At 72.0% G+C, this 22,508-nt stretch carries 13 protein-coding genes; 7 read left to right on the plus strand and 6 right to left on the minus strand.

What is annotated here, in order from left to right; translation table 11 throughout:
• Positions 1 to 488 precede the first annotated feature (488 nt).
• Positions 489 to 1,037 (minus strand): MarR family winged helix-turn-helix transcriptional regulator, encoded by a 549-nt coding sequence (locus ACIREI_RS37980; RefSeq protein WP_403343177.1) that lies wholly within the window; start codon positions 1,035 to 1,037, stop codon positions 489 to 491.
• 133 nt (positions 1,038 to 1,170) lie between these two features.
• On the opposite strand from ACIREI_RS37980, the gene ACIREI_RS37985 reads away from it, so the two are divergent.
• A complete protein-coding gene (locus ACIREI_RS37985; protein WP_403343551.1) occupies positions 1,171 to 2,436 on the plus strand; it encodes an MFS transporter in 1,266 nt (421 codons plus the stop codon).
• Positions 2,437 to 2,746: 310 nt separating this feature from the next.
• Here ACIREI_RS37985 and ACIREI_RS37990 read toward each other — a convergent pair whose 3' ends face one another.
• Complete coding sequence (locus ACIREI_RS37990) at positions 2,747 to 4,414, minus strand: SpoIIE family protein phosphatase (protein WP_403343180.1); 1,668 nt, start codon at positions 4,412 to 4,414, stop codon at positions 2,747 to 2,749.
• Between the two features lie 197 nt (positions 4,415 to 4,611).
• Positions 4,612 to 5,988, minus strand: coding sequence for an NAD(P)/FAD-dependent oxidoreductase (locus tag ACIREI_RS37995; RefSeq protein ID WP_403343183.1), 1,377 nt, complete (start codon positions 5,986 to 5,988; stop codon positions 4,612 to 4,614).
• 385 nt (positions 5,989 to 6,373) lie between these two features.
• Between ACIREI_RS37995 and ACIREI_RS38000 the strand changes: the two genes are divergently transcribed.
• Together ACIREI_RS38000 and ACIREI_RS38005 are read left to right on the plus strand one after the other, a co-directional pair.
• Positions 6,374 to 7,156 carry a TetR/AcrR family transcriptional regulator gene (locus ACIREI_RS38000; RefSeq protein ID WP_403343186.1) on the plus strand — a complete coding sequence of 261 codons (783 nt, stop codon included), beginning with the start codon at positions 6,374 to 6,376 and terminating at the stop codon, positions 7,154 to 7,156.
• 294 nt (positions 7,157 to 7,450) lie between these two features.
• Positions 7,451 to 9,436, plus strand: coding sequence for a sigma-70 family RNA polymerase sigma factor (locus ACIREI_RS38005; RefSeq protein WP_403343189.1), 1,986 nt, complete (start codon positions 7,451 to 7,453; stop codon positions 9,434 to 9,436).
• Here ACIREI_RS38005 and ACIREI_RS38010 read toward each other — a convergent pair.
• Positions 9,423 to 12,809, minus strand: coding sequence for a BTAD domain-containing putative transcriptional regulator (locus tag ACIREI_RS38010; RefSeq protein WP_403343192.1), 3,387 nt, complete (start codon positions 12,807 to 12,809; stop codon positions 9,423 to 9,425). The genes ACIREI_RS38005 and ACIREI_RS38010 overlap by 14 nt on opposite strands.
• A gap of 275 nt (positions 12,810 to 13,084) precedes the next feature.
• Positions 13,085 to 15,181: an asparagine synthase-related protein gene (locus ACIREI_RS38015; RefSeq protein WP_403343195.1), complete on the minus strand. Its 2,097-nt coding sequence runs from the start codon at positions 15,179 to 15,181 to the stop codon at positions 13,085 to 13,087.
• A gap of 702 nt (positions 15,182 to 15,883) precedes the next feature.
• Here ACIREI_RS38015 and ACIREI_RS38020 point away from each other — a divergent pair.
• The 4 genes from ACIREI_RS38020 to ACIREI_RS38035 all read left to right on the plus strand — a co-directional run bounded on the left by ACIREI_RS38020 (position 15,884) and on the right by ACIREI_RS38035 (position 21,165).
• Entirely contained in the window at positions 15,884 to 17,308 is a 1,425-nt protein-coding gene (locus tag ACIREI_RS38020) for an MFS transporter (protein ID WP_403343197.1), read from the plus strand.
• An 84-nt stretch (positions 17,309 to 17,392) separates the two neighbouring features.
• Complete coding sequence (gene lhgO, locus ACIREI_RS38025; RefSeq protein ID WP_403343554.1) at positions 17,393 to 18,622, plus strand: L-2-hydroxyglutarate oxidase; 1,230 nt, start codon at positions 17,393 to 17,395, stop codon at positions 18,620 to 18,622.
• Positions 18,623 to 18,725: 103 nt separating this feature from the next.
• Complete coding sequence (trmB, locus tag ACIREI_RS38030; RefSeq protein WP_403343200.1) at positions 18,726 to 19,607, plus strand: tRNA (guanosine(46)-N7)-methyltransferase TrmB; 882 nt, start codon at positions 18,726 to 18,728, stop codon at positions 19,605 to 19,607.
• A gap of 226 nt (positions 19,608 to 19,833) precedes the next feature.
• Positions 19,834 to 21,165, plus strand: coding sequence for a PrsW family intramembrane metalloprotease (locus ACIREI_RS38035; protein ID WP_403343203.1), 1,332 nt, complete (start codon positions 19,834 to 19,836; stop codon positions 21,163 to 21,165).
• A gap of 263 nt (positions 21,166 to 21,428) precedes the next feature.
• Here ACIREI_RS38035 and ACIREI_RS38040 read toward each other — a convergent pair whose 3' ends face one another.
• Entirely contained in the window at positions 21,429 to 22,376 is a 948-nt protein-coding gene (locus ACIREI_RS38040) for an aldo/keto reductase (RefSeq protein ID WP_403343206.1), read from the minus strand.
• Positions 22,377 to 22,508: the final 132 nt, after the last annotated feature.

Below are 22,508 nucleotides of genomic sequence, written 5' to 3' on the forward strand. Positions count from 1 at the left end.
AGTTCTCAAGGAACGGACGCTTCCTTTGTACTCACCCTCTCGGGCTTTCCTCCGGGCGCTTCCCTTCGGTCTTGCGTTTCCGACTCTATCAGATCTTTTCTCGATCCGATTTCCTCGGCGCTTTCCAGGTTTCCGCTTTCGCGTTTCCCTTTCCGGCGGTTCTGACTCTATCAGATCCTTTCGGGCCTGATTCCCGGTCAGCGGGGCTTGTCTTCGCGGCTGTTGGGCCGTTCCGACGTCTCAAACCTTAGCGGATCCTCTCGGCAGTTCCTAATCGAGCTGCCGAACCCAAATCGAATTGAATTCGGGCACGCCGAATTCAACCCCGTTGGGAGGTCGTGCTTGTGGTTTGGTTGCCGCTCTCGCGGCGGAAGGTGCTGTCGCAGAACCGTTACGGCTCCGCGGCAACCCGAAGAACTCTACGGATCGGGCAGAGGGCTGTCAAGCGTCCCCTGTCAAGATCTTTTGGTGGCAGTGGCGGCCACGCATCAGTCCAGGTCGGTGAGGCGTCCGCCGGCGTCCGGCTGGGCGTGTTCCACCCTGCGGAGCAGGCGGGTCAGGACTTCGCCGAGGGCGGTGCGTTCATCCGCGGAGAGGTCCTGGAGGAGGTCCTCCTCGAAGACAGAGGCCAGGCGCATCGCCTCGAGCCACTTCTCTCGGCCTTCCACGGTCAGCTCCACGATCACCCGGACGCGGTTGGACTCGTCGCGCTCCCTGGTGACCAGGCCCTCGGTGACCATGCGGTCGATTCGGTGCGTCATGGCGGCCGGGGTGAGGCCGAGGCGCTTGGCCAGGTCGCTGGGGCCCATGCGGTAGGGGGCGCCGGAGAGGACGAGGGCCTTCAGGACCTCCCACTCGGCGTTGCTGATGCCGAGGGCGGCGGTCTGGCGGCCGTAGGCGACATTCATGCGGCGGTTCAGGCGGGACAGCGCGGAGACGATCTTCTCGACCTGGGGGTCGAGCCCCTGAAACTCCCGCTGGTAGGCGGCGATCTGTTCTTCGAGTGTCGGTTCGCTGATGTCCGGGGTGTCGCCCATGGGCCGAGTATCGCATGGGCTTGCTTGGCGTCGAAGTCCTTCGGTGTGTACTCTTTAGCTTCGAAGTTTAGCTTTGAAGTCTTCAGGTCTACATACGAGAGAGGTGAACGTGACCAGGGCGATGGGCGCAGCGATGCGCCGGATCCACGTGGGCAACGCACTCAGCGCGTTCGGGCTCGGTTTCACCGTCCCCTACCTGTACGTCTACGTGGCGCAGGTGCGGGGGCTGGGTTCCATGACGGCGGGGCTCGTCCTCGCCGTCTTCGCCGTGGCCGCGCTTGTCGTGCTGCCGTTCGCCGGGCGGGCGATCGTCCGGCGTGGCCCGCTGCCGGTGCTGCTCGCCGCCCTGGTCACTGCCGCGTTCGGGTCGCTGAGCCTGGGGCTCGCCGGGAGTGCGGCGGCCGTACTGCTGTCGGCGGCCGCGCTCGGGGCGGGGCAGGCCGTGATGCAGCCGGCGCTCGCGACGATGATCGTGGACTGCTCCTCTGCGGAGACTCGGTCGCGGGCGTTCGCGACGCAGTTCTTTCTGCAGAACCTGGGGCTGGGGGTCGGCGGGCTGATCGGGGGGCATCTCGTCGACGCGTCGAGTGTCTCGTCGTTCACGCTGTTGTTCGCTGTCGAGGCGGCGATGTTCCTGGTGCTCGTCGTGGTGATGGCGACGGTGCGGATGCCTCGTGCGCCGTGGATCGAGGGGGCGCCGGGGGCTCGGTCGGCGAAGGGGAGCTGGAAGCAGTTGCTCGGGAATCGGGCGATGGTGCAGCTGTGTGTGCTGGGGTTCGTGCTGTTCTTCGCTTGTTACGGGCAGTTCGAGTCGGGGCTGAGTGCGTACGGGGTCGAGGCGGCCGGGGTTTCGACTTCTGCGCTGGGGACGGCGTTGGCGGCGAACACCGCGATGATCGTGGTGGCTCAGTTCGCCGTGCTGAAGTTCGTCGAGCGGCGAAGGCGGTCACGGGTGATCGCGGCTGTGGGGCTGATCTGGGCCGTGGCTTGGGTTGCGGCGGGGTATGCGGGGCTTGGGCACGGGAGTCAGGAGATGGCTACGGCTGCCTTCATCTCTACGTATGCGCTGTTCGGGCTGGGGGAGGCGATGTTGTCGCCGACTGTTGCTCCGTTGGTGGCGGACTTGGCGCCTGAGGGGATGGCTGGGCAGTACAACTCTGCGTTTGCCCTGGTGAAGCAGCTTGCGTTGGCGGTGGGGCCGGCGGTGGGTGGGCCCATGGGGGCGTCGTTGCATGGGCCGTATGTCGTGACGTTTCTGGTGTTCTCGTTGGGGATCACGTATCTCGCTGTGCGGCTGGGACGTCGGCTCAGTGCCGTGCAGGATCAGCCGTGGCTGGGGAAGAGTCGGGTGGTGGCGCAGGGGGCTGCGGCGCCTGCGGGGGCTCGTGCGGGTGCCTGAGTTTTTTCGCCCCCGCCGCCGCCCCTACCCGTCCCATCCCCCAGGGGCTGCCGCCCCTTCGACCCCGCCCCCCTGGGGGCCTGCGGCCCCCAGACCCCCGCTTCGGCCCTGAACGGGCCTCGTCCTCAAACGCCGGACAGGCTGAGAGATGCCGACCGGCGCCGAGAAGCGAGGTCAGCGCCGCAGGGCCAAGCCCCCTACGGGTGGGTGGGGGCTAGGAATGGCCGTGCTCGTCCCGAAAGTGGCGCGCGGTCTCGGCCGGGCCGTGGGCGAGCTGGGAGGTGCCGGTCGACGCTGGGCTGCGACGAGGTCAGGGTCTTGGAGGGGCGGTCGGGCGGTTCGGTAGGGCGAACTCGCACCACACGGCCTTTCCGCCGCCCGGTGTTCTCCGTGAGCCCCAGGCGGAGGCGACCGTGGCGACGATGGCGATGCCTCGGCCTGATTCGTCGCCCGGTTCGGCTCGGCGGCGGCGCGGGAGGTGGTCGTCGCCGTCGGTGACCTCGATGATCAGGCGGCGGTCGGTGCGGCGCAGGCGTAGGCGCATGGGTGGGGTGCCGTGTTGGAGGGAGTTGGCGACCAGTTCGCTGGCCGCGAGGACGCCCAGGTCGTGGAGGTCGGTCGGGAAGCGCCAGCTGGTGAGGACGCCGGAGGCGAAGGCACGCGCGCGTGGGGCCGCTTCGATGCCGCCGAGCAGTTCCAGGGCCGCGTTGCGGAAGAGGTCGCTGTCGGGGCCCGTGCGCGCCGGGTGCTGGAGGACGAGGACCGCTACGTCGTCGTCGTGGTCCGCCGTCACGCCTGCTGTGCGGACCAGGCGGTCGCAGATGACCTGGGGGGTGCCGGTCGCGCCGGCCAGGGCTCGTTCCAGGGAGGCGATTCCCTCGTCCAGGTCCTCGTCCCTGCGTTCCACCAGGCCGTCGGTGTAGAGGACGGCGGTGGAGCCGGGGCCCAGCGCGATCGAGCCGGAGGCGTGCATCCAGCCGCCTGTGCCGAGGGGCGGGCCGGTGGGTTCGTCCGCGCGTTGGACCGCGCCGCTCTCGTCGCGGACCAGGATCGGGAGGTGGCCGGCGGAGGCGTACACCAGGCGGCCCTCGTTCGGGTCGTGGACGGCGTAGACGCAGGTGGCGATCTGGTTGGCGTCGATTTCCGTCGCCAGGCCGTCCAGGAGTTGGAGGACCTCGTGCGGGGGGAGGTCCAGGCGGGCGTAGGCCCTCACTGCCGTGCGGAGTTGGCCCATGACCGCTGCTGCTCGTACGCCTCTGCCCATGACGTCGCCGATCACCAGGGCTGTGCGGCCGCCGCCGAGGGTGATCACGTCGTACCAGTCGCCGCCGACCGCGGCCTCCGTGCCGCCGGGGTGGTAGGTGGCGGCGATGCGCAGGTCGTCCGGTTCTTCGAGCTCCTGGGGGAGGAGGGAGCGTTGGAGGGTGACGGCCGTTTCGCGTTGGCGGCGTTCGCTGGCGCGCAGGCGCTCGGCGGCTTCCGCGTGGTCGGTGACGTCCGTGGCGAAGACGAGGACGCCGCCGTCGCCCTCGGTCACGGGGGTGCAGGTGAAGGTGTAGGAGCGGCCGTCGGGGGCCTTGCGGGACTTGAGGGTGCGGGGCTTGCCGCTGCGCAGGACCTGGTCGAGGAGGGGGAGCAGGCCCAGTTCGGCCAGTTCGGGGAGGGCCTCTCGGGCCGGTTCGCCCGGGGGGCGCGGGCCGAAGGCCGCCACGTAGGCGTCGTTGACGTAGGCCAGGCGGTGGTCGGAGCCGTGGACCAGGGCGACCAGGGCCGGGACTCGGTCCAGGACCTCGCGGACCGGAAGTTCGTCCACTGCGGGGATCGGCTTGGCCTCGTCGGTGAGTTGTTCGGCGCGGGCCGCGGGGACGGCGCCCGGGCTCTCTCCCAGGCGGTCGTGGGTGACCGCCGCGGGTTCGGTCCGCGCTGCGGCGCGGCGCTGCGTTCCGGGGAGCCGGGCGCTCCAGCGCGTGAAGTTCACGAATCCTTGCCTCGTGTCGTCGTCTGCGGCCAGCTCCGGACCCGGCCTGGGGTCTGAGGGGCATCAGCACCCCGGGGTTGCAGCACTGTGGGGAGAGCCTCGTGGTCGGGATCGGTTCGGGGATCAGTCTGGCAGTGCGGCCGACCTGGCCGACACCCGTCAGACGCCTGCCTCGTCGGTGGAGTTCCTGGGTCCGGTCAGGACGACCCCTTCGGGTCGCCTTCCGGGTTGTGAGGAGCCTTTCCACCGGCCGCGAGTTCGAACTCCGCTCGGGGATGTTCGAGCGAACCGAGGGAGACGACCTCCCTTTTGAAGAGCCCCGACAGGGTCCACTCGGCCAGGACGCGGGCCTTTCGGTTGAAGGTCGGCACCCTGCTGAGGTGGTAGACGCGGTGCATGAACCAGGCAGGGTAGCCCTTCAGCTTGCGTCCGTAGACGTGGGCGACGCCCTGGTGGAAGCCGAGGGAGGCGACCGAGCCCGCGTACTTGTGGGCGTACCTCTCCAGGGGCTCGCCGCGCAGGGTGTGGGCGATGTTGTCGCCCAGCACCTTGGCCTGGCGCAGGGCGTGCTGGGCGTTGGGCGCGCACTCCTTGCCTTCGCCTGCGGTGACGTCGGGGACTGCTGCGGCGTCTCCCGCGGCCCACGCGTGTGTGGTGCCCTCGATCGACAGCTCGGGGGTGCACTTCAGCCTGCCGCGCTCATTGAGTGGCAGGTCGGTCGCGGCGAGGATCGGGTGGGGTTTGACGCCGGCGGTCCAGACGACCGTACGGGTCGGGAAGCGGGCGCCGTCGCTGAGGACGGCGACGCGGTCCGCGCAGGATTCCAGGCGGGTGTGCAGGCGTACGTCGATGTTGCGGCGGCGCAGTTCGGTGACGGTGTAGCGGCCCATGTCCTCGCCGACCTCGGGCAGGATGCGGTCCGAGGCCTCGACGAGGATCCACTTCATGTCCTCGGGGCGGACGTTGTGGTAGTAGCGCGTGGCGTAGCGGGCCATGTCCTCGAGTTCGCCGAGGGCCTCCACGCCCGCGTAGCCGCCGCCGACGAAGACGAAGGTGAGGGCCGCGTCGCGGATCGCGGGGTCGCGGGTGGAGGAGGCGATGTCCATCTGCTCGATGACGTGGTTGCGCAGGCCGATGGCCTCTTCGACGGTCTTGAAGCCGATGCCGTGGTCGGCGAGGCCGGGGATGGGGAGGGTGCGCGAGATGGAGCCGGGGGCGAGGACCAGTTCGTCGTACGAGAGCTGTTCGCTGCCCGTGCCCTCCTCCTCCGAGGCGAGAGTGGTGAGCGTCGCCGTGCGCTTGGCGTGGTCGATGGCGGTGGCCTCGCCGATGATGATCCGGCACCGGGGCAGGACGCGGCGCAGTGGTACGACCACGTGGCGCGGGGAGATGGAGCCCGCGGCCGCTTCGGGGAGGAAAGGCTGATACGTCATGTACGGGTCGGGGGTGACGAGCGTGATCTCGGCCTCGCCCCGCCCCAGTTCCTGTTTCAGCCCCTGCTGGAGGCGCAGGGCCGTGTACATCCCGACGTAGCCGCCGCCGACAACGAGAATGCGCGCACGTTCCTTCACCATCCCATGACGCACCCCGCGCTTGCGTTTGTCCACAGGCTCGGCAATTTGTGTGACCGGAGATCGGCGACGCCGCGATTTGGCCGAATTGCCGGAGTGTGAGGAAGTTCCGCAGGTCAACGGGCGTGCGCCGGGGGATCGCAGGGGGTGAAATCTGGACGTAAACGACCCGTACTCCGATCGAGGGGCGCTCCGTGCGGAACCTGCCCCTTCTGAATTGACCCTCGCTCAACTATGTTCGTGTGTCGACGGGGTGTAGGGGGATGCGCTCTTCGGGTCCGCGACTGGCACAGGGCGGGCTCGTGGTCCGGGCTTGTTCCGCGACGCTCCGGCTTTGCAATGACGGGGAGTGTCTCCGGGGGGAGACGTCATTACCGGGGGATCGCTTATGCATGTTCAGGATTCTCGTTGGTCTTCCGCGTCCGCCATCGCATCGGGCGGCGGAGCGGTGGGCGGCACGATGAGCGCGGCTGCGGGCAGTATGCGCGGGGACAGCTCGCGTACGACGCCGCTGCGCGTGGACGCACAGCGCAATCTGGAGCACGTGCTGCGTGCGGCGCGTGAGGTCTTCGGCGAGCTGGGGTACGGCGCGCCGATGGAGGATGTGGCGCGCCGCGCGCGGGTCGGCGTCGGGACGGTGTACCGGCGCTTCCCGAGCAAGGACGTCCTGGTGCGGCGGATAGCCGAGGAGGAGACCTCCCGGCTGACCGACCAGGCGCGTGCGGCGCTCGGCCAGGAGGACGAGCCGTGGTCGGCGCTGTCGCGCTTCCTGCGCACGTCGGTGGCCTCGGGCGCCGGGCGGCTGCTGCCGCCGCAGGTGCTGCGGGTCGGGGTCGCCGAGGACGGCACCGTGCTCGAGGAGGCCCGGGTGCCGCAGCAGCGGACGCAGCCGGGCGCGGGTGAGCTGCGGTTGGTGCCGGAGCAGCCTGCGGCGGTGCCGGCGAACGCGGTGGACGACGCCGGGGCGGCGGCTCTGCTCGACGTGGTGGGCCAGCTCGTGGAGCGGGCGCGCGCGGCGGGCGAGCTGCGGGCCGACGTGTCGGTGTCGGACGTCCTGCTGGTGATCGCGACGGCGGCGCCCTCGCTGCCGGATGCGGCGCAGCAGGCGGCGGCCTCGGCGCGGTTGCTGGACATCCTGCTGGAGGGGTTGCGGTCGCGGCCTCAGGCGTGAGCCGGCCGAAGCGGCGGCGGTTGCTTCGAAGGGGTGACCAGGAGGCGGGGTGCCGCGCTGTCCCCGTTTCGGACACCACCGTGGGACATGCTGCCCATTTCGGGCCTCGCGCTCAACTCCCGTATGGCTGCCGCAGTTTGAGCCTTCCTTGTACGGGTGAGGGCTAGTACGGCGGTGCGGGATGTGCCCACGGACGAGTGGATGGTCCGTACGGGTGGGTCCTGACCGAAAGCCAATATGGCACCCTGACCCGGTGTCCGGGACGGGTAGAGCTGGCGGCGGGGGCATTCCGCGATGAGTGTTGACGGTCGGGACGAGTCACTCGGCGACGGTGACTCGTCGACTCCGCAGGTGCCGAGTCAGGGCGGACGGGCGGACCTGCCGCCGGGTGGCAGGCCCGCGGGAGGCCGCCCTCAGGGGCGCGCGGAGGGCAGCGTCCCGGCCCAGCGCGACCGGCGCGAGGACAGCACGCTGCCGCCGCCGCGCGACATGCCGCCGTCGGACGCCGACCTGATCGGGCGGATGCGCTCCGGCGACGACACCGCCTACGAGGAGCTGTACCGGCGCCACGCGGGAGCGGTGCGCCGGTACGCGCGCACCTGCTGCCGTGACGCCCACACCGCGGACGACCTCACGGCCGAGGTGTTCGCCCGCATGCTCCAGGCGGTACGCGGCGGCTCCGGCCCCGAGCACGCCGTACGCGCGTATCTGCTCACCTCGATCCGGCGGGCCGCCGCGGACTGGACGAGATCGGCGCGGCGGGAGCAACTGGTCGACGACTTCGCGGTGTTCGCCGCGCAGTCCGCACGCGTGGCCGAGGTGTCCGACGACGACACCCTTGATCTCGGCGCGGACGTACGGGCGTTGCACGAGGCCGAGCAGTCCCTGGCCATGCAGGCCTTCCGGTCGCTGCCGGAGCGCTGGCAGGCGGTGCTGTGGCACACCGAGGTCGAGGACGAGTCGCCGAGCGAGGTCGCCACGCTCTTCGGGCTCGACGCCAACGGCACGCGTGTGCTCGCCAGCCGCGCCCGCGAGGGGCTCAAGCAGGCCTACCTCCAGGCCCACGTCAGCGCCAGCCTCGTGGGCGACGAGGAGTGCGCCCGCTACGCCGACCGGCTCGGCGCGTACGCCCGCGGCAGCCTGCGCACCCGTGCCGAACGCGGTCTGCGCAAGCACCTGGACGAGTGCGCCAAGTGCCGGCTGGCCGCGGGCCAGATCAAGGAAGTCGCCAGCGGTATCCCCGCCGTCGTGCCGGTCGCGGTCATCGGCTGGTTCGGCGCCGCCGGGTACGCCAAGGCTGCCGGGCTCATCGCCGGCGGTGCCGGGGCGGGCGCGGCCGGGGCAGCGGGGGCGGCCGCCGCGGCGGGCGGCGGTTCGTCGAGCGGCGCCGCGGGTGGGGCCGGGGCGGCGGGCGGCAGTTCCGGCGGGGCGAGCGGCGGGGGCGGCGCGGCCGCTTCCGAAGGGCTCGGCGCGCCGTTGAAGGCCGGGATCGCGGCCGGTGTGGTCGCCGTGGGCGTGGCGGCGGCGATCGTGCTCGCGCTGGCCGGCAACGACCGGCCGGCCGACAAGACGGACGCCAAGCAGCCCCCGGTCCCCTCCCCCATCGTCGAGGAGACGCCGACGCCCGAGCCGTCGAAGGGGGAGCCGGCCGCGGAGCCGCCGGCCCAGGAGCCGCCGGCGATCGTCCCGGCCGCGCAGCCGAAGCCCGACCCGACTCCGACTCCGACACCCACGCCTACGCCGTCGCCCACGCCCAGTCCGACGCCCAAGCCTTCCCCGACGCCGACCCCTGCCCCCACGCCGACGCCCACGCCGCCTCCGCCGCCTCCGCCGCCTCCGCCCGCCCCGGCCGTCTACCAGTGGAGCGAGCTGTCGTACGACCTCGCCGGCGACGGCACCGAGCCCGAGATGCGGCTCGGCGAGAGCAGCTGGGTGTGGCAGCGGTACGGCGTGTCGATCGCCGACGAGCGGTACGCGCACGGCGTCACCGTGCACGGCCGGTCCTCCGTCACCATCGACCTCAACCGGGAGTGCTCCGCCTACGACGCGATGGTCGGCGTCGACGACACCAACCTGGGGCTCGGCGAGTTCTCCTTCTCGGTCTACGCCGACGGCGTCCGGCTGTGGCGGTCCGCGGTGCTCAAGGGCGGGGACGCGGCGGTGCCGGTCCATGTGAACCTCACCGGGCGCCGGACCGTACGGCTGGTGGTCGAGCCGCACAGCACCTTCGACACCCTGCTGCTGGCGGACTGGGCGGAGTCGAAATTCAGCTGCGGGTAGGGCCGCAGAGAACGCGCACGGCCGCGGCGAGGTCACGCAGGACGTCGTCCCGGGTCAGGACGGTGCCTCGGGTGTGCTCCTCGGTGAACCGCTCGGCGCCCAGCGCGGTGCGGGCGGCGGCCTCGGCCCGTTCGGCGTGTGCGCGCTCCGGCAGCGGGCGTGGATGGCCCCGGCGCCAGTGCTCCGAGGCGGCGAGCAGACGGACCGCGCACGGGTGGTCGCCGAGGCGGGTCAGCAGGTCCGCCGCGGCGTCCGTGAGGGTCGCCGTGATCACGTCGGCACACCGGTTCTCCACGGCCACGCGCAGCGTGTCGGCCAGAAGGGGAAGTCCGTGCTCCGGGCCCGACTCGGCCGTCACGACGAGGGCGTCGACCGCGTTCAGCATCGCGATGAACTGGGGCGGTGGCGTGCCGCGAGCCATCTCCGCGCGGGCCCCCTCGCACATCTCACGCGCGCGGTCGGTCTCCTTGTCGTCCAGCGCGATCTGGGCCCGCAGCAGCAGGACGAACGCCCTTGAGTCCGCCACGCCGTAACGGTCGGCCACCGCGCTCGCCTCGTCCAGCGCGGCCCGCGCGGCCGTACGGTCGCCCGAGCGGTAGGCGATCTCGGCGAGCCGGGCGACGAGGAACGGGGTCTCGGCGTACGCGCCCACCTCGTCGGCGAGCCGCAGCGCCTCCTCGTACTCGCCCTTGGCCTCCTCGAAGCGGCTGCGCGACATGGCCGTCTCGCCGGCCGCGCTGCACACCTGGGCCCACATCCAGCGGTCGCCGACGCGGCGGCTGAGGATGCGCAGCTCCGCGAGGTCGTCGTCGATGCCCTCCAGGTCGCCGGGTGAGTCGACAGCCATGTGCGTACGGAACATCAGCGAGACACCGACCTCCCAGTCGCCGCCGTGGGCACGGCAGTTGGCGACCGCGACGTCCATGGCGGCCCGGATGTCCCGCGAGTCGCTCAGGAAGAAGGCGATCAACGGCCAGACCAGCCCCGGCAGCCGCGCCGACTGCGGGCCTCCCCGTTCGAAGAACTCCCGCATCCGGATCATGTAGCGCCGCATCCGCTCGTCCAGCAGCGCGTCGAGCGGTTCGGTCTCGGACTTGAGGAAGAGATGGAGCAGGCGGAGGTTCATTCGGGGGAGGTGGAGCGGGTGGCGCGGGGGGTGGTGCAGCGGGTGGTGGGTCTCCTCTTCGGGGGTGGCGAGGAAGGCGTCGATCGGGTCGAGGGCGGTGGCCCGGGAGTTGATGGAGGTGACCGAGGGGTCAGCGTCGAGGGTGTCCAGGGCCGCCCCCAGTCGCAGCGTCCGGTCGATCCACGCCGTGCCCTCCTGGCGGTAGTTGCGCAGCCACCAGAACCAGCCCATGTCGAGGGCGATGGAGGTGGCAGCCGGTTCGTCGCCCGCCGTGAGGGCGCGGTCGAGGGCCGCCCTGATGTTGTCCAGCTCCGTCTCCAGGCGGGAGATCCACGGGAGTTGGTCGGCGGAACGCAGCAGTGGTTCGGCCCGCTCGACGAGCGCGCGCACCCATGCGCCGTGCCTGCGCTCGGCCGCGAGGCGCAGCTCGGGAACCTCGGCGGCGCGCTCGACGCCGTACTCGTGGATGGTCTCCAGCAGGCGGTACCGCATGCCGTCGGAGCCGTCCCGCTCACACGGGGTGGCCACGATCAGGGACTTGTCGACCAGCGCGCCCATGAGGTCCGCGACCGGCCCGGTGCACACGGCCTCCGCCGCCGCGAGGTCCCAGCCTCCCGCGAAGACGGACACCTCGCGCAGTACCGTGCGCTCCCGTTCGTCGAGCAGTTCCCACGACCAGTCGACGACGGCGCGCAGGGTCTGCTGGCGGGGCAGGACCGTACGGCTTCCGGAGGTCAGGAGGCGGAAGCGGTCGTCCAGGCGGTCGGCGATCTGCCGCGGGGTGAGCAGCCGTAGCCGGGCCGCCGCCAGCTCGATGGCGAGCGGCAGGCCGTCGAGGCGGCGGCAGATCTCGGCGACGGCCCCCTGCTCGCGCTCCTCGCGCAGCACGGCGTCGGCGTCGGGGCGGACGGCCGCCGCGCGCTCCGCGAAGAGGCGGTGTGCCTGGTCGGGGAGCAGGGGCTCGACCGGGCGCACCGACTCGCCGGGGACGCCCAGGGGTTCACGGCTGGTGGCGAGGATCGTGAGCCCTGGGCAGCGGGTGAGCAGGGTTTCGGCGAGGGTGGCGGCCGCGTCGATGACATGTTCGCAGTTGTCAAGGATCAGGAGTCGGCTGCGCGGGGCGCAGTACTCGATCAGCAGGGCGACCGGGTCGTCCTGCTGGGCCGTCAGCTCGTTGGTCATGAGCACGGTCTTGCGCAGACCGAGTGCGTTGACCACCGCGCCCGGCACCGCCTCCGGCTGGTCGAGCGGGGCGAGCTCGATCAGCCACGCCTGGGGGAGCTCGGCGGCGGCTTCCTCGGCGAGGCGGGTCTTTCCAGAGCCGCCCGGTCCGGTGAGCGTGACCAGTCGGGCCCTGTGCAATTCGGAACGGATGGCGTCGAGTTCGAGTTCCCTGCCCACGAAAGAGGTAAGGCGGGGACGTAGATTGCCGGTGCGCTCGGGGGGTTGGGGGGCCTGCGGGCTTGGAGGGCTTGGCAGGGTGGGCTGCCAGGGTTGCGGTTGCGGCTGAGGTTCCGTCTCCGAGGGCGGCTGTGTCAGCAACTGTGTGTGCAGGGCGCGGAGTTCGGGGCCCGGGTCGGTACCGAGGCCTTCGGCCAGGGCCTGGCGGGTGGTTTCGTACACCGTGAGGGCGTCGGCGGCTCGGCCCGTGTCGCGCAGGGCGCGGATGAGGAGGGCGTGCAGCGGTTCGTCGTACGGGTGCGCCTCGGTCAGTTCCCTCAGTTCCGGTAGGACGTCCTGGGCGCGGCCGAGACGCAGGTCCGCCTCGATGCGGGCCCGGGTCGCCTCCAGGCGCAGGGTCTCCGGGCGGGTCGCGGCGGTGGTGCGGGCGGGGAGGTCGGCCAGGGCGGGGCCGCGCCACAGGGCCAGGGCGGTGGTGAGGTCGTGGGCGGCGGTGGCGGGGGCGCCGCTGTGGAGGGCGGAGATGCCCTGGCGTACGAGGCGTTCGAAGACGTGGAGGTCTACGTCGTTCTTCGTTGCCGTGAGGCGGTAGCCGCCGGGGGCGGAGGTGATGGCGTCCTTGCCGAGTGTGCGGCGCAGGCGGCCGATCAGGGCCTGGAGGGCGGCGGGGGCGTCCTGGGGTGGGGCGTCGGGCCAGATCTCGTCGATCAGGGTGGCGGGGGTGGTGAGGTGGCCGGGGCGTAGGGCGAGGGCCGTGAGCAGGGCGCGTAGGCGGGGGCCGGCGATGGGTACGACGGTGCCCTGGTCGTCCTCTGCCTGGGTTACGCCCAGGATTCTGTACCGCACCGGGTCATTGTGGCGGGGGTGGCTGTGGGTGGCACGGGTTTTGGTGGGCGGGAGGTTTTCGCCCCCGCCGCCCCTACCCGTCCCATCCCCAGGGGCTCCGCCCCTTCGACCCCGCCAGGGGGCTGCCGCCCCCCGGACCCCCGCTTCGGCCCTGAACGGGCCTCGTCCTCAAACGCCGGACGGGCTGGGATGCCTGGACCGGCGTCGAGAAGTCCCCCTGCGGTCGTTGGAGAGGACCTGCAGTCGCTCAAAGCCCCCTGCGCCCAAGCACCCACCTACCCCCGCCCCGCCGCCCCCGCCCCCAGCGCCCCCCGCTGCGGCCTGATCCCCTCCGGTACTGCTCGCTGTCGGGCCGGGGTGCCTGTCCAGCAGGTGCCTCGGCGGGACAGTAGGCGGCGTAGCCACAGTTCCAGGGAGACCAGGTCGGCCAGGCCGTCGAGAGGGAGGGGTTCGCCCTCGGCTGCTGCGCGGAGGGCCTTGCGGACCACGCGGGCCTCCACCAAGCCCGCTTGGGCGAGGAGGGGGGTGCCGAAGAGGGACATCAGGGAGTCCGCGGCCGCTCTCAGGCCCGTTCGGGCCGCGACCGCCGTCGGTGCGTGGGACGGGGCGCCCCAGCCCGGGGGGAGGTCGGCGACTCCGGCGCCTTCCAGGACCGTACGGAGGATCGCGGCGCGGGCGCCGGGCTGGACGCGGAGGGCTTCGGGGAGGGACCGGCAGGCGCGGACGACCTGGTTGTCGAGGAACGGGGTGTGGAGGCGCTGGAAGCGGATCTCGGCGGCTTGTTCCAGGACGCGGATGTCGGAGGCGTGGCGGGCCAGTGCCGCACGCGCGCGGTAGTCGCCGGGGCGTTGGCCGGGGCCCACGCCGCTGCGGCTCGTCGCCGCTTGCAGGCGAACCGATACTTCAGCCAGCGCCTCGCCGGTCAGCCAGCGGGCCGCCGGGCCCGGTCTGGCCCAGGTGAGCGCGGCGAGCGACGCCCCCACGGCGCCTCCGGGTTCGTCGAAGCGGCGGTGGAGGAGGCGGTCCGCCAGGGATTCCAGGCCCGTTCGGTAGGGGGTGCGGGACAGTTTGCGTGCCGCGCCGTACACGCGCGCGGGGACCAGGACCGAGCCGTCCGCCTTCGCCAGGGCCGCGACCGGGCGGACCAGGTGGCGGCGTTTGCGGTCCATCAGGAGGTCGGCCAAGCGGGCGGGGTGGGCGTCCAGGACCTGGCGGGCGCCGTAACCCGTGAAGTGGTCCGCGCTGCCGGACGCCAGGCGTGCGCGGTGCCTTGCCGCCGTCACCAGGCTCGGGCCCGGCTCGTCCGTCAGGGGGCCCTCGAGTTCGGCGTACGGCAGTGTCTCCTCGCCGCCCGTCACCACCACGTGGTGCAGGCGCGGGTTGGCCGCCAAGGTGCCGGCGCGTTCCAGCTCGGCCTCGCGGCCGCCGACCGCCAGGTCGTTGAACGTCACCGCCAGCAGCCGCTCCCCCGCGCCCGTGCCGTGGCCCAGCACCGTGCCCGGCATCCCCGGGAGGCCGGCGGCCAGGAGGGCGAGGGTTCCTGAGGCCGGGCCTCCGGACAGGTCCGCGCCGATGCCCGGAACCGGCATCCCGCGCGCGGCCCGCCGTTCGGCGGGGCCCATGCCCGGGACCGGCCCCGGGTCTATGTCGGCGCCGGGAACATGGCGAGGTGCGGACAGACGCGCGCGTACCGCCTCCACCAGGGCGTCCCGTACGGCGTCCACCGCGCTGTCCGGGTCCGCCGTCGGTGCCGCCACCGCCAGCGAGGCGACCGGTTCGTACCCGGCGATCTCGCGTGCCCCGGCGCGCAGGATCAGCGCATGTCCCGGCGGAATGCGCCGTACGCCGTCGTACGGGGTGGAGTCGTGCAGGGCCGCCGGTACGTCGGGGGCGGCGAGCAGTGCGGCGAGGTGGCCGAAGTCGAGGTTGGCCTCGATGAGGTCGGCGAGGGGGAGGGCGGCGGTCGCGTAGGCCGTGCCGCCGGCCCACGGGGTGTAGAACACCGGCCGTGCGCCGGCCAGATCGCCGCACACGGTGACCCTGCGGCCGACCTGGACGACGGCCGTGTAGCTGCCGGACCACGCCGTCAGGTGCCGAAGCGCCCCTCCGCGCGCGGCGAACAGACCGACCCGCAGTTGCTCGTCGCTCGCCCCGCAGGTGCCGAGTACCGCGATCCGGGTCTGCTCGTCGGCCTTGACCACGCGCACCTCGTCCGGGCGCCAGTCGCCGACCGCCCACAGCGGATCCGGGTCGCCCCACAGGAGTTGGGACCCCACCGGGTGCACGGTCTCGCCGTCGCTTCCGGTCGCCCCCGCGGAGCCGATCGCGGCGGCCACCGCGGCGGTGCTGCTCCATCCCACCAACCACCGCATCGACGCCTCCACAGCCTGTGGACAACCAGTGCACCGTACGAACTGGCTCACCATGCTGCCATGAAGGAGGCGCGGTGGAGGGGCGGCGGAGCCGCTCGAGATCCCGGGATCGCGCCCGCGCGGGGACCCTCGCGCGGTCCGAACGCCCGCGCGGGGCAAGGGGATCGCTCGACGCCTGCGACGCGAATGCGCCCCCGATACGCTCCCCAAAAACGCCCCCTGCGCCCTCAAGTTCCGTGGTGGGAGCGGTAATTACCCGGAAGAAGCAGGGTCGATTTTCGGCCAAATCGGCGCTGCAGGGACAGGCTCACGCACGCTCCGTGCAAGTCCTGCGCACTACTCGCCGTACTCGACGTGCGCGCAGTCCGGGGAACGCCGTACGCCCCCCGGACCGTTCCGCCGCCCGCGGGGATGTAGGCGGCGGAATCCCCCAGCCCACTGGATCCAGTACAGCGGGCCGACCCACGCAGAAGCCATGGAACCGCTCCCCCGGTGGCTGGAGAAGAGCGCACGGACAGGCGCACAGCCACACAACGGGAGCACGCCACAACTGTGCGTAGGGGGTGCGCACTTGAGTGCGGACCACAATCCCGCCATCCGGAACAATGCCCCTTAACGCTTGGGATGCGGCGAACTACGCTGGGTTTACGAATGCCGCGTGGTTATGCCAGCGCGGCAGCCGTCTGTGTCGAGGGGTGGCGCATGTCCAGGGAGCAACGCGGGCCGAACGAAAAGCTCGGCGCCGTTCTCGCCCTCGCGGGAATCAGCAACGCAGGACTCGCCCGACGCGTCAACGATCTTGGCGCTCAGCGGGGCCTGACTCTTCGCTACGACAAGACGTCGGTGGCGCGCTGGGTGTCGAAGGGCATGGTGCCGCAGGGCGCCGCGCCGCACCTCATCGCGGCCGCCATCGGCCAGAAGCTGGGCCGTCCGGTGCCGCTCCACGAGATCGGCCTGGCGGACGCGGACCCCGCCCCCGAAGTGGGCCTCGCCTTCCCCCGGGACGTCGGACAGGCGGTGAAGTCGGCGACGGAGCTGTACCGTCTCGACCTCGCCGGCCGCCGTGCCGGCTCCGGCGGCATCTGGCAGTCGCTGGCCGGATCGTTCGCAGTAAGCGCATACGCAACGCCTGCCTCACGGTGGCTGATAACCCCGGCCGACAGCTCGGTGGCGCGCGAGGTGAGCCCCTCCGAGGGCTCCGGCGCACCGCTCAAAGTCGGCCACAGCGATGTGCAGAAGCTGCGCGAGGCCGCCGAGGACGCCAGGCGCTGGGACTCCAAGTACGGAGGCGGCGACTGGCGTTCGTCCATGGTGCCCGAGTGCTTACGAGTGGAGGCGGCGCCGCTGCTGCTCGGCTCGTACTCCGACGAGGTGGGCCGGGCCCTGTTCGGGGCGAGTGCCGAACTCACGCGTCTCGCCGGCTGGATGGCCTTCGACACCGGGCAGCAGGAGGCCGCCCAGCGGTACTACATCCAGGCACTGCGCCTCGCGCGCGCGGCCGCCGACGTGCCCCTCGGCGGGTACGTCCTGGCCACGATGTCGCTCCAGGCGACCTACCGGGGCTTCGGCGACGAGGGCGTCGACCTCGCCCAGGCCGCCCTGGAGCGCAACCGGGGGCTCGCCACGGCCCGCACCATGAGCTTCTTCCGGCTCGTCGAGGCACGCGCGCACGCGCGCACCGGTGACGCGCAGGCGGCCGGCGCGGCGTTGAAGGCGGCGGAGGGGTGGCTGGAGCGGTCCCGGGAGGGGGACAACGATCCGTCCTGGCTCGGGTTCTACTCCTACGACCGGTTCGCCGCGGACGCCGCCGAGTGCTACCGGGACCTGAAGGCGCCGCGACAGGTGCGGCGGTTCACGGAGCAGGCGCTGTCGAAGCCGACGGAGGAGTTCGTACGCTCGCACGGGCTGCGGCTCGTCGTTTCGGCGGTGGCCGAGCTCGAGTCGGGCAATCTCGATGCGGCGTGCGAGCAGGGGGTGCGGGCGGTGGAGGTCGCGGGGCGCATATCGTCGGCCCGCACCACGGAGTACGTGAAGGATCTCCTGCACCGTTTGGAGCCCTACGGGGACGAGCCGCGGGTCGTGGAGCTGAGGGAGCGGGCACGGCCGTTGTTGATGGCCCCCGCCTGAGCCGGAACAGGGGCGGGGACCGGAACGGAGGGACCCGTCCCTCCTGCGTTTGAACGCGTTGTCAGTGGCGCAGTGCACTATCGGATGCAGGAGGTGGTGCAGGTGCGGCCGGGGATCGTCTACGACTGTGACGTGCTCGTGATCGGTGGGGGGATCGTCGGGCTGTCCACCGCGTACGCGATCACGCGGGCCGCACCGGGCACGCGGGTGACCGTGCTGGAGAAGGAGCCGGGTCCCGCCCGGCATCAGACGGGGCGCAACAGCGGGGTCATCCACAGCGGGATCTACTACCGGCCGGGGTCGCTGAAGGCGCGGTACGCGGTGCGGGGCGCCGCCGAGATGGTCAAGTTCTGCGCGGAGTACGGCATCGCGCACGCCGTCACCGGCAAGCTGATCGTCGCGACCGAGCGGGAGGAGCTGCCGCGGCTGCACGCCCTGGTGCAGCGCGGGCGGGAGAACGGGATTCCGGTCCGGGAGCTGGGCGCCACGCAGATCGCGGAGTACGAGCCCGAGGTGCGGGGCCTCGCCGCGATACACGTCGGGACGACGGGCGTGTGCGACTTCGTCGGGGTCGCCCGCCAGCTGGCCGAGGCGTCGGGGGCGGAGATCCGGTACGGCGCGCAGGTCGAGCACGTCGACCGGCGGGCCGAGCTGGGGGTCGCCGTACGGACCACGCGCGGGGACGTGGTGCGGGGACGGGTTCTGGTGAACTGTGCCGGGCTGTACTGCGACGAGGTGGCCCGCATGACGGGGGACGAGCCGGAGGTGCGGATCGTGCCGTTCCGGGGCGAGTACTACTCGCTGGCGCGGCCCGAGCTGGTGCGGGGGCTGGTGTATCCGGTGCCGGATCCGGCGTTCCCGTTCCTCGGAGTGCACCTCACGCGCGGGATCGACGGCGATGTGCACATCGGGCCCAACGCGGTGCCGGCGCTGGCCCGGGAGGGGTACAGCTGGGGCGTCGTACGGCCGCGGGAGGCCGGGGGGACGGTGGCGTGGCCCGGGGTGTGGCGGATGGCGCGGCGGCACTGGCGGTACGGGGCCGGGGAGCTTCGGCGGTCGGTGTCCAAGGCGGCGTTCGGCGTGGCGGTGCGCAGGCTGCTGCCGGCGGTGACGGCGGACGATCTGGTGCCCGCGGCGGCCGGGGTGCGGGCGCAGGCGGTGTTGCGGGACGGGACGCTGGTGGACGACTTCCTGATCCGGGAGGGACCGCGGGCGGTGCATGTGCTGAACGCACCGAGCCCCGCGGCGACGGCTTCCCTGCCGATCGGGCGGGAGGTGGCCCGCAGAGCGTTGGCGGTGCTCGGGGAGGCTTGAGCGGCCGAGGGGGAAGCAAGGGCGTCGGCCGTGCCGGTCAAGGCGGCCGTGCCGGTCACGGCCCGGAGGGTGACCGTGCGGAGCACGTAAAATCGACCCCACTGTGTCTGACTCCCTCAACGCCCCCGAAGTCCCCCAGCCCGGCGCCTCCGGTCAGCCCGGCATTCCCGGCGCCCCGGACGCTTCCGGCATTCCCGGCGAGGACCACCCCGGCCACGTCCCCGGTGTCTCGGTTCGGCACACCCGGGCCAAGGGTGAGCCCCGGTTCCCGGACGGGCCCAAGGCCGACCCCGCCGGGTCGCACTTCGAGCGGCGGATCCGCAGCTTCCAGCCGCGGCGGAGCCGGGTGACCGCGGGGCAGGCGGACGCGTTGCAGCGGCTCTGGCCCAAGTGGGGGCTCGACATCGACGGGCAGCGCGTCGTCGACTTCGCCGAGCTGTTCGGGAACGACAACCCCGTCGTGCTGGAGATCGGCTTCGGGATGGGGGAGGCCACGGCCCAGATGGCCGCCGCCGACCCCGGTACCAACATCCTCGCCGTCGACGTCCACACCCCCGGGCAGGGAAACCTGCTCAATCTCGCCGACCAGAACGGGCTGCCCAACATCCGGGTCGGCAACGGGGACGCCATCATCCTGCTGCGCGAGATGCTCACCCCCGACTCGCTCGACGGGCTGCGCGTCTACTTCCCCGACCCCTGGCCCAAGAAGCGGCACCACAAGCGGCGGCTCATCCAGCCCGAGTTCCTCAGCCTCGCCGCGACCCGGCTGAGGCCCGGCGCCCTCCTGCACTGCGCCACCGACTGGGAGCCGTACGCCGAACAGATGCTCGAAGTGCTGACCGCGCACCCCGACTTCGAGAACACACAGGAAGACGGCGGTTTCGCGCCCCGTCCCCCGTTCCGGCCGCTGACCCGTTTCGAGGGGCAGGGACTGGACAAGGGTCATGTGGTGAACGACCTGCTCTTCCGGCGCGTACAGCGGTAGGAGCAGCGGAAGAACATCCGGCGGACGACTGGATGGGACGAACATTCGGCCGCCAACGGATGGCACGAACCTCCGGCGGACCACCGGATGGGAAGAGCATCCGGCCGACGACCGGGCGAACAGTACCGACAAGAGCGTCTACAGCAGCACCGAAGCAACCCCCCACCGGCGCCAGAGCCCCTCGCGCTGCTGCGGGCGGCGCCCCTGCCTCGTTAGGGTCAATGCCGTGGCCACCTGTCCCCCGTACCCGACGCCCCCCACCGGCCCCGCCAGCGGCGCACGGCGGCACGCGCACTGGTGGCAGCAGCGGTGGGTGCGTTACGGCGCGCTCAGCACCCTGCTCGCGCTCTCCGGGCTGGTCATCCTCGCCCTGGTACGTGAGCAGACCGGCACCGAAGGGTTCCTGGTCGGGCTCGGGCTCGCCGTCCTGCCCGTGCCACTGCTCGTCGCCTCCTTCCGGTGGCTGGACCGGGTCGAGCCGGGGCCCTGGCGCAATCTGCTGTTCTCGTTCGCCTGGGGCGCCTGCGCGGCGGCGCTGATAGCGATCGTCGCCAACAGTTTCGCGACCAGATGGATAGCGACCGCGACGGCCGATCCGTCGCACGCGGACACTCTCGGCGCGACGGTCATAGCGCCCGTCGTGGAGGAGACGGCGAAGGCCGCGGCCGTGCTGCTCGTCTTTCTCTTCCGCCGACGGGACTTCACCGGGATAGTCGACGGCGTGGTGATAGCGGGGGTCACCGCCACCGGCTTCGCCTTCACCGAGAACATCCTCTACCTCGGCACCGCCTTCGGTACCGACCAGCTCTCCGGCGACAGCGGTATCGCCTCCGTGACCGCGGCGACCTTCTTCGTCCGCGTGATCATGTCGCCCTTCGCGCACCCGCTCTTCACGGTCCTCACCGGTATCGGTTTCGGCATCGCCGCGCTGTCGGGCGACCGGCAGCATGTGCGGCGCGTCCTCCTTCCCTTCTCCGGGCTGCTGCTCGCCATGGGCATGCACGCGCTGTGGAACGGCTCGTCGTCCTTCGGGGAGTTCGGTTTCTTCGCGGTGTACGCGGCCTTCATGGTGCCCGCGTTCGGGCTGCTGACGTGGCTGGTGATCTGGACCCGGCAGCGCGAGCTGCGGACCGTGCGCGAGGAGTTGCCCGCCTATGTCGTCGCCGGGTGGCTGACGCCGGGCGAGCCCTTCGTGCTCGGCTCGATGCGGGCCAGGCGGACGGCACGGCAGTATGCGCGGCGGCGTGGGGGGCGGGCTGCGGCTCGGGGGGTGGCGCAGTACGAGGCGTACGCCACGTCGTTGGCGTTTCTACGGCATCGGGGGCGGCGTGGGCGGGCCGGCGCCGACTTCGTCGTACGGGAGCGGGAGTTGCTGCACGAGTTGTGGCGGCGTCGGGAGGTGGCGCGGCCGGCGCTGGAGCATGCGGGGGCCGCGCAGGCTTGGTCGGCGTACGGGTATGGGGCGCCGGTGCCGGTTTACTGGCCGTCGTATGGGCAGCCGTACGGGGACCGGTACGGGGCGGCGCCGTATCCCGCGTACAACCCGTATCGGACGTGAGCGGCGGGGTTGGAGCGGCTCGGGGTGTCGACCTCGTTGCCTCGCCCCCGCCGCCCCTACCCGTCCCATCCCCCAGGGGCTGCCGCCCCTTCGACCCCGCGCTTCCTGGGGGCTGCCGCCCCCAGACCCCCGCATCGGCCCTGAACGGGCCTCGTCCTCAAACGCCGGACGGGCTGAAATGCACGGGCCGGCGCCGAGAAGCGAGGTCAGCGCCGCAGGGCCAAGCCCCCTACGGGTGGGTGGGGGCTAGGAATGGCAGTGCCTCAGGCGGACGCCTCCGTCAGGTTCGCCAGTTCCTCGTCCGTCAGGGTCAGCTCGGCCACTCCCAGCAGCGCCGGCAGTTGTTCGAGTGTCCGGGCCGAGGCGATGGGGGCCGCTACCGTCGGCTGGGTCGCGAGCCAGGACAGGGCCACCGTGGCCACGGGGGCCGCGTGGGCCTGGGCGACCTCGTCGAGCGCGGCCAGCACCCGTTGGCCCCGCTCCGTCTCCAGGTACTTGCCGGCGCCCTGGGCGCGCGGGCTCTGTACCGCCGTATCGGCGCGGTACTTGCCCGTGAGGAAGCCGGACGCGAGGGCGTAGTACGGGACCGCCGCGAGGCCTTCGCGTTCGGCGAGGTTCTGGAGCTCGCCCTCGTAGGTGTCGCGGGAGACCAGGTTGTAGTGGGGCTGAAGAGCCACATACCGGGCCAGGCCCTCGCGGTCGGAGAAGGCGAGGGAGGCCGCCAGCCGTTCCGCCGAGATGTTGGACGCGGCGATGTGCCGGACCTTGCCCGCCTTCACCAGCTCGTCCAGGGCGCCGATGATCTCCTCGACCGGCACTTCCGGCTTGTCGAAGTGGGTGTAGTAGAGGTCGATGTGATCCGTGCCGAGGCGGCGCAGGGAGGCGTCGGCGGCGGCCTTGATGTTGGCCGCGGTCAGGCCCTGGAAGTCGGGGTGCTGGCTGGCCTTCGTGGCGATCACGACGTCGTCCCGGTTGCCGCGCGCCTTGACCCACTTGCCGATGATGGTCTCGGACTCACCGCCCACGTTGCCCTCGACCCACGCCGAGTACGAGTCGGCCGTGTCGATGAAGTTGCCGCCCGCCGCCGCGTAGGCGTCGAGGACGGCGAAGGACTGGGTCTCGTCGGCGGTCCAGCCGAAGACGTTGCCGCCGAGGGAGAGCGGGAAGACCTCGAGGTCGGAGGAGCCGAGCTTGCGCAGGGAAGCAGTCATGCTCCCTGCCAACGCTCTTGGCAGAGGCCGTTCTTCCGGGTCCGCCGCAAAGTTCCCGTAAACAAGCGGCCCCGGCGCTCCGGAAAACCGGCAGCCCTGACGTCGGGGGGTTGCCGTCAGGACCGCCGGGGA

Origin of the sequence: Streptomyces sp. NPDC093591, from assembly GCF_044764885.1 — a bacterium.
Taxonomy (GTDB): domain Bacteria; phylum Actinomycetota; class Actinomycetes; order Streptomycetales; family Streptomycetaceae; genus Streptomyces.

What these genes read in the sequence shown, in the direction of transcription:
- ACIREI_RS37985 (WP_403343551.1), top strand. Translation starts at nt 1,171, where the DNA reads ATGCGCCGGATCCACGTGGGCAACGCACTCAGCGCGTTCGGGCTCGGT.
- ACIREI_RS38000 (WP_403343186.1), top strand. Translation starts at nt 6,374, where the DNA reads ATGCATGTTCAGGATTCTCGTTGGTCTTCCGCGTCCGCCATCGCATCG.
- ACIREI_RS38020 (WP_403343197.1), top strand. Translation starts at nt 15,884, where the DNA reads ATGTCCAGGGAGCAACGCGGGCCGAACGAAAAGCTCGGCGCCGTTCTC.
- ACIREI_RS38005 (WP_403343189.1), top strand. Translation starts at nt 7,451, where the DNA reads ATGAGTGTTGACGGTCGGGACGAGTCACTCGGCGACGGTGACTCGTCG.
- ACIREI_RS37980 (WP_403343177.1), bottom strand. Translation starts at nt 1,037, where the DNA reads ATGGGCGACACCCCGGACATCAGCGAACCGACACTCGAAGAACAGATC.
- ACIREI_RS38040 (WP_403343206.1), bottom strand. Translation starts at nt 22,376, where the DNA reads ATGACTGCTTCCCTGCGCAAGCTCGGCTCCTCCGACCTCGAGGTCTTC.
- ACIREI_RS38015 (WP_403343195.1), bottom strand. Translation starts at nt 15,181, where the DNA reads ATGCGGTGGTTGGTGGGATGGAGCAGCACCGCCGCGGTGGCCGCCGCG.
- lhgO (WP_403343554.1), top strand. Translation starts at nt 17,393, where the DNA reads ATGCAGGAGGTGGTGCAGGTGCGGCCGGGGATCGTCTACGACTGTGAC.
- ACIREI_RS37995 (WP_403343183.1), bottom strand. Translation starts at nt 5,988, where the DNA reads ATGGTGAAGGAACGTGCGCGCATTCTCGTTGTCGGCGGCGGCTACGTC.